This window comes from Burkholderia sp. E168m23 (assembly GCF_016586125.1).
GTDB classification, from domain to species: domain Bacteria; phylum Pseudomonadota; class Gammaproteobacteria; order Burkholderiales; family Burkholderiaceae; genus Burkholderia; species Burkholderia orbicola.
Genome location: NZ_BCPP01000440.1, coordinates 1 through 5,699, shown reverse-complemented (window position 1 = coordinate 5,699; position 5,699 = coordinate 1). Strand labels below are relative to the sequence as shown.

At 66.8% G+C, this 5,699-nt stretch carries 4 protein-coding genes; 3 read left to right on the top strand and 1 reads right to left on the bottom strand.

Annotated elements, in window-relative coordinates:
- Both otsB and otsA read left to right on the top strand, forming a co-directional pair.
- The coding region (gene otsB, locus JMF90_RS21430; RefSeq protein WP_201325405.1) for a trehalose-phosphatase at window positions 1-433 on the top strand (433 nt) is incomplete at its 5' end.
- Window positions 430-1,815 (top strand): alpha,alpha-trehalose-phosphate synthase (UDP-forming), encoded by a 1,386-nt coding sequence (otsA, locus tag JMF90_RS21425; RefSeq protein ID WP_201316785.1) that lies wholly within the window; start codon window positions 430-432, stop codon window positions 1,813-1,815. The genes otsB and otsA, both read left to right, overlap by 4 nt.
- A gap of 81 nt (window positions 1,816-1,896) precedes the next feature.
- Here the strand turns inward: otsA and JMF90_RS21420 are convergent, their stop codons facing one another.
- A complete protein-coding gene (locus tag JMF90_RS21420; RefSeq protein WP_023475440.1) occupies window positions 1,897-3,729 on the bottom strand; it encodes an ABC transporter ATP-binding protein in 1,833 nt (610 codons plus the stop codon).
- A 565-nt stretch (window positions 3,730-4,294) separates the two neighbouring features.
- On the opposite strand from JMF90_RS21420, the gene JMF90_RS21415 reads away from it, so the two are divergent.
- On the top strand, window positions 4,295-5,359 hold the full coding sequence (locus JMF90_RS21415; RefSeq protein ID WP_006476459.1) for a glycosyltransferase family 4 protein: 1,065 nt from the start codon (window positions 4,295-4,297) through the stop codon (window positions 5,357-5,359).
- Window positions 5,360-5,699: the final 340 nt, after the last annotated feature.

The following is a 5,699-nucleotide window of genomic DNA, read 5'->3' as shown; positions in this document are numbered from 1 at the left end:
GCTTGCCGGCGTGGTCGACCGCCATCCGGGCATGCTGCTCGAAATCAAGGGCGCGGCCGTCGCGCTGCACTTTCGCAATGCGCCCGAGCGCGAGGCGGTGGCGCGCGAAGCGGCCGAGCGCCTCGTCTCCGACTATGCGGATGCGTATGTGCTGCAACCCGGCAAGATGGTGTTCGAGATCAAGCCGAAGGGCGTCGACAAGGGCCGCGCGCTGGCCGCGTTCCTCGACGAGCCGCCGTTTGCGGGCCGCGTGCCGCTGTTCGCGGGCGACGACCTGACCGACGAGAAGGGCTTCGCGGTGGTCAACGCGCGCGGCGGCCTGTCGATCAAGGTCGGCGCGGGCGAGACGTCCGCGCGCATGCGGCTCGATTCGGTCGACGCGCTGCATGAGCAGATCGCAGGCTGGCTCGGTGCGGGGCAACCGCACGCATGAGCCGGCTCATCATCGTTTCAAACCGCGTCGCGCCGATTTCGGAAGGCGAACCGGCGGCGGGCGGCCTCGCGATCGGCGTCTATGATGCGCTGAAGGAAACCGGCGGCATGTGGTTCGGCTGGAGCGGCGAAGTGGTCGCGTCCGGCGCGCCGCAGCCGCAGATCCGCATCGAGGAGCGCGGGCCGGTGACGTTCGCGACCGTCGGGCTGACGCGCCGCGATTACGACCAGTATTACCGCGGGTTCTCGAACGCGACGCTGTGGCCCGCGTTCCATTACCGCGCGGACCTGATCCAGTACGATCGCCACGAATTCGACGGCTACCGCCGCGTCAACGTCTGGCTCGCGCAGCAGCTCGTGCCGCTGCTGCAGGACGACGACGTGATCTGGGTGCACGACTATCACCTGATTCCGTTCGCGCGCGCGCTGCGCGACGCCGGCGTGAAGAACCGCATCGGCTTCTTCCTGCACATCCCGTTTCCGGCCGCGCAGGTGCTCGTCAACGTGCCGCCGCACCGAGAGCTCGTCGAGTCGCTGTGCGCGTTCGATCTGCTCGGCTTCCAGACCGAGCCCGACCTGCGCGCGTTTTGCGACTACGTCGAGTTCGAGGCGGACGGCGAAGTCGAGCACGACGGGCACACGGTGCGCGTACGGGCGTTCGGCCAGACGTTGCGCGCGGCCGCCTATCCGATCGGCGTGTATCCGGACGAGATCGCGTCGCTCGCGCAGGCGGGTGAGCACGGCAAGGCGGTGCGCACGCTCGCGACGTCGCTGCGCGGGCGGCAACTGATCATGAGCGTCGACCGGCTCGATTATTCGAAGGGGCTCGTCGAGCGCTTCCGGGCCTTCGAGAAGCTGCTCGAGCACCAGGCGTCGATCCGCAACCGCGTGTCGTTCCTGCAGATCGCACCGTCGACGCGTGCGGACCTGCGCGCGTACCAGGACATCCGCCTGCAGCTCGAAGCGGAGTCGGGGCGCATCAACGGGCGCTACGCGGAGCTCGACTGGGCGCCGATCCTCTACATTCACCGTCAGTACGACCGTCAGGTGCTGGCCGCGCTGTACCGGCTCGCGCGCGTGGGCTTCGTCACGCCGCTGCGCGACGGGATGAACCTCGTCGCGAAGGAGTACGTGTCCGCGCAGAATCCGGACGATCCGGGCGTGCTGGTGCTGTCGCGCTTCGCGGGCGCCGCGCGTGAGCTCACAGGCGCGCTGATCGTCAATCCGATCGATATCGAGGGGATGGCCGATGCGCTGTCACAGGCGCTGACGATGTCGCTCACCGAGCGGCGTGCGCGTTACGCGGACATGATCGCGCAGCTTCGCGAGAACAACGTGTCGGTGTGGCGGGACAATTTCCTGCGTGATCTGCAGCAGGTCTGATCTGATTTATTGCTTGTGCTGCAATTGAAAAAGCCGCCGTGCGCAAGCACGGCGGCTTTTTTGTCGGCGGATACCGGTGCGTCAGGCCACGCGTTCGCCGGTCGGCGTGTTGCCGTCGGGCGCCGCATGATGGCGGCCGTGCTGTTTCGCAAGCAGGTCGCGGTACAGGCCGGGGCGGTTGCGCAGCACGTCGGGCGGGCCGTCGTCGATCACCTTGCCGTTGTTCATCACGATGATGCGGTCGAAGTTGCGCAGCGTCGACAGGCGGTGCGCGATCGCGATCACCGTGCGGCCGACCATCAGGCGGTCGAGCGCGCTCTGGATCGCTTCCTCGGACGCGCTGTCGAGCGCCGACGTCGCTTCGTCGAGCAGCAGGATCGGCGCATCCTTCAGGATCGCGCGCGCGATCGCGATGCGCTGGCGCTGGCCGCCCGACAGCTTGACGCCGCGGTCGCCGACGATCGTGTCATAGCCTTCCGGCATCGCCTCGATGAACTCCGCGCAGCGCGCGTCGCGCGCGGCGGCGAGCACTTCGTCGCGGGTCGCGTCGGGGCGGCCGTACGCGATGTTGTCGTAGATCGTCCGGTGCAGCAGCGAGATGTCCTGCGGCACCAGCGCGATCGCGTGGCGCAGGCTGTCCTGCGTGAGGCCCTTCACGTCCTGGCCGTCGACCTTCACGACGCCGTCCTGCGTGTCGTAGAAGCGCTGCAGCAGCGCGAGCACGGTCGACTTGCCGGCGCCCGACTTGCCGATCAGGCCGACGCGCTGGCCCGGCTCGATATGAAGGTCGAAGTGGTCGAGGATCGCGCGGCGGTGCGGGTACGCGAACGTCACGCGCTCGAAGTCGACGCGGCCGCCCTTGGCCGACAGCGGCTGCGCGTCCGAGCGGTCGGGCATCCCGTGCGGTTCGAGCAGCGTCTTCACCGCCTCGGACAGGCGCGCGACGTGCTGCGTGACGTCGACGAGCGCGACCGCGAGATCGCGCGTGCCGTGCAGGATCGTGAAGCCGAGCGAGCTGACGAGCACGATGTCGCCCGACGTTGCGCGGCCCTGGTCCCACAGCCACAGCGCCCAGCCGAGCAGGCCGGCGGACAGCATCGCGGTGATCACCGCGTGCAGCAGCCGCAGCTTCTCGAGATAGAGCAGGCTCTGCTGGCGCGCGTCCATCTCGGCCTTCACCGTCGCGCTGAAGCGCTTCTGTTCGCGCAGCGTCATCCCGAACGCGCGCACGAGGCCCATGTTGCCGATCACGTCGACGAGCTCGCCGTCGACCGCCGCGGCCTTCGCCGCGAATGCGTGGTGGCGCGCCGAGCCGCGGCCGGCGAGCTTGAACAGGATGACGGACAGCACGGCCGAACAGCCGAGCAGGCCGGCCGCCATCAGCGGATTGACGACGATGATCATCAGGATCGCGCCCATCACCGCGATGCACGGCGGCAGCACGTTCCACGCCATCGTGTTCTCCGACGTGTAGACCGCGTTCGACGTGGCCGTGATGCGGCTGGCGAGCGTGCCCGGCTGCTTCTCCGAGTAATACGTCGGCGAATGGCCGATCAGATACTGGAACAGGTCGCGCCGCAGGTCGCCGGTGACCGCGACGAACGTGTGCGCGGCGACCCAGCCGCCGACGCGCCACAGCAGGTTGTCGGCCGCGATCAGCCCGACGAGCAGCGCGAACGCGCTCCACAGCGGGCCGGGGTGATGGCGTCCGGTCGCCAGCACGTCGATCAGGTGCTTGATCGCGTATTGCGAGCCGAGCGCGCAGCCGACGGCGGCCAGCACGCTGCAGAGCACGACCAGGTGCGCGACCGGGTGGAGGCGGATGTAGCGGAACAGGAACGCGATCGGCCGGTGCGCGTAGCTCGACAGCTTCGCGTTGTGGGCGTTGCGCTGGGCAGGGGTGAGAGATTCCAAAATATGCGTGCGGTGATTCGGTGATTGAGCGGGGCGGCTGGATCGCAGGCCGACGTTCGCTCGGACTGAATAATCCGGCATTGTAAACAAGGCCGCGCGTCGCGCTGCGCGAATCTTGCCTTGGCCAGAGGCTCGCGATCGATTTTGAGATAAAATCCGGCATCCCGTCGTGCCTCGTGTGCCGGAATCACGCTGCCGGCAGCTACGGGTTAACAAGGATCGCCAAAACGGCCTTCCACTCTAGAACGGACACCCGAGTCCGCGGGTTGCAAAGTGTTGCTCCTTTGTAACAAAGTAAAGTGTTTGAAATGTCGTGCGCCGTATCGGGATTAACCCTAGATAATCGGCTCCGGGTTCGATTCCAGGTTTTTTACGAACCCCTGTCAACGGGTCTTCGTTTCAAACGTTCTATGCCTGTCGCGTCGCCGACGCTCCTTGTGCAGCGCGGGTTCGACGCCCCCGGCAGGCTGATTCGTCCGAGGTTCGGACGACATGTATCCAGCCCGGACCACCGGCAGGTTGCCGACCCATACCTGGTTTTTTGCCGATTTTTTAGGAGTTACGCATGCGAATCGCCCAAATCGCTCCGTTGCATGAAGCGGTGCCCCCGAAACTGTACGGTGGTACCGAGCGAGTGGTGTCCTACCTCACCGAAGCACTCGTCGAGATGGGGCATGACGTCACGCTCTTCGCGAGCGGCGATTCGCAGACCTCCGCGAAGCTCGAAGCGTGCTGGCCGCAGGCGCTGCGCCTCGACCCGACGATCCGCGACGTGATGGCCCCGCACATGCTGCTGCTCGAGCAGGTGCGCCGCCGCGCGGAAGAGTTCGACGTCCTGCACTGCCACATCGACTACTACCCGTTCTCGCTGTTCTCGCGTCAGCCGGTCCCGCATCTGACGACGATGCACGGCCGTCTCGACCTGCCGGAACTGCAGCCGATCTTCAATGCGTTCAGCGACGTGCCGGTCGTGTCGATCTCCGACAACCAGCGCATCCCGCTGCCGCAGGCGAACTGGCTGTCGACCGTCTACCACGGCCTGCCGGAAAACCTGCTGACGCCGATCCCGAACGTGAAGCCGAGCTACCTCGCGTTCCTCGGCCGCATCTCGCCGGAAAAGCGCGTCGACACGGCGATCCGCATCGCCGAACAGGCCGGCCTGCCGATCAAGATCGCCGCGAAGCTCGACAAGGCCGACCGCGCGTACTACGAAGAGAAGATCAAGCCGCTGTTCGCGCTGCCGCACGTCGAGTACATCGGCGAAATCAGCGAGTCGGAGAAGACCGAATTCCTCGGCAACGCGCATGCGCTGCTGTTCCCGATCGACTGGCCGGAGCCCTTCGGCCTGGTGATGATCGAGGCGATGGCCTGCGGCACGCCGGTGATCGCGTTCAAGCGCGGCTCGGTGCCGGAAGTGATCGACAACGGCGTGTCGGGCTTCGTCGTCGAAGACGAACTGTCGGCCGTCGCCGCGCTCAAGCGCCTCGATACGCTGCCGCGCGAGAAGGTTCGCGCCGCATTCGAAGCCCGTTTCTCGTCGAAGGTGATGGCGCAGAACTACGTGAAGGGCTACGAGGAACTGCTGCGCCAGAAGCGCCGCACGGTGCTCCGCGAAGTCAACGCAAGCTGATTGCGGGCCGCCGCCGCATGGCGGCGCGCGGCCGTCACGACGCCCCGTCCGGGTTTTCCGGCGGGGCGTTGTCACATCTGCGGCGCGGATGTGTTGTATTCTCGCCGCGCCCGGCGCCGCGAACGGCCCTCGAAGCGGCCCGGCACGCCATCCGGCCATCTGTCCAGACGGTAATGTCCCTATAATGGCCGTGCCGTGAAATCCGGCCCAGTATGAATATCCAGAGGAGAGCAGTCTTGGCGAGAACGAAAACCACGCGCGCAGCGCCGGCCCCCGGCGCCGGTGTGATCTTCGCGTTGCGCGCGATCGGTCTCGTGCTGCTCGCGCGCTGGCTGTTCTC

Bases quoted from the DNA above. Each gene is read 5' to 3' on its own strand.
- JMF90_RS21415 (WP_006476459.1), top strand. From the start codon at position 4,295: ATGCGAATCGCCCAAATCGCTCCGTTGCATGAAGCGGTGCCCCCGAAA.
- otsA (WP_201316785.1), top strand. From the start codon at position 430: ATGAGCCGGCTCATCATCGTTTCAAACCGCGTCGCGCCGATTTCGGAA.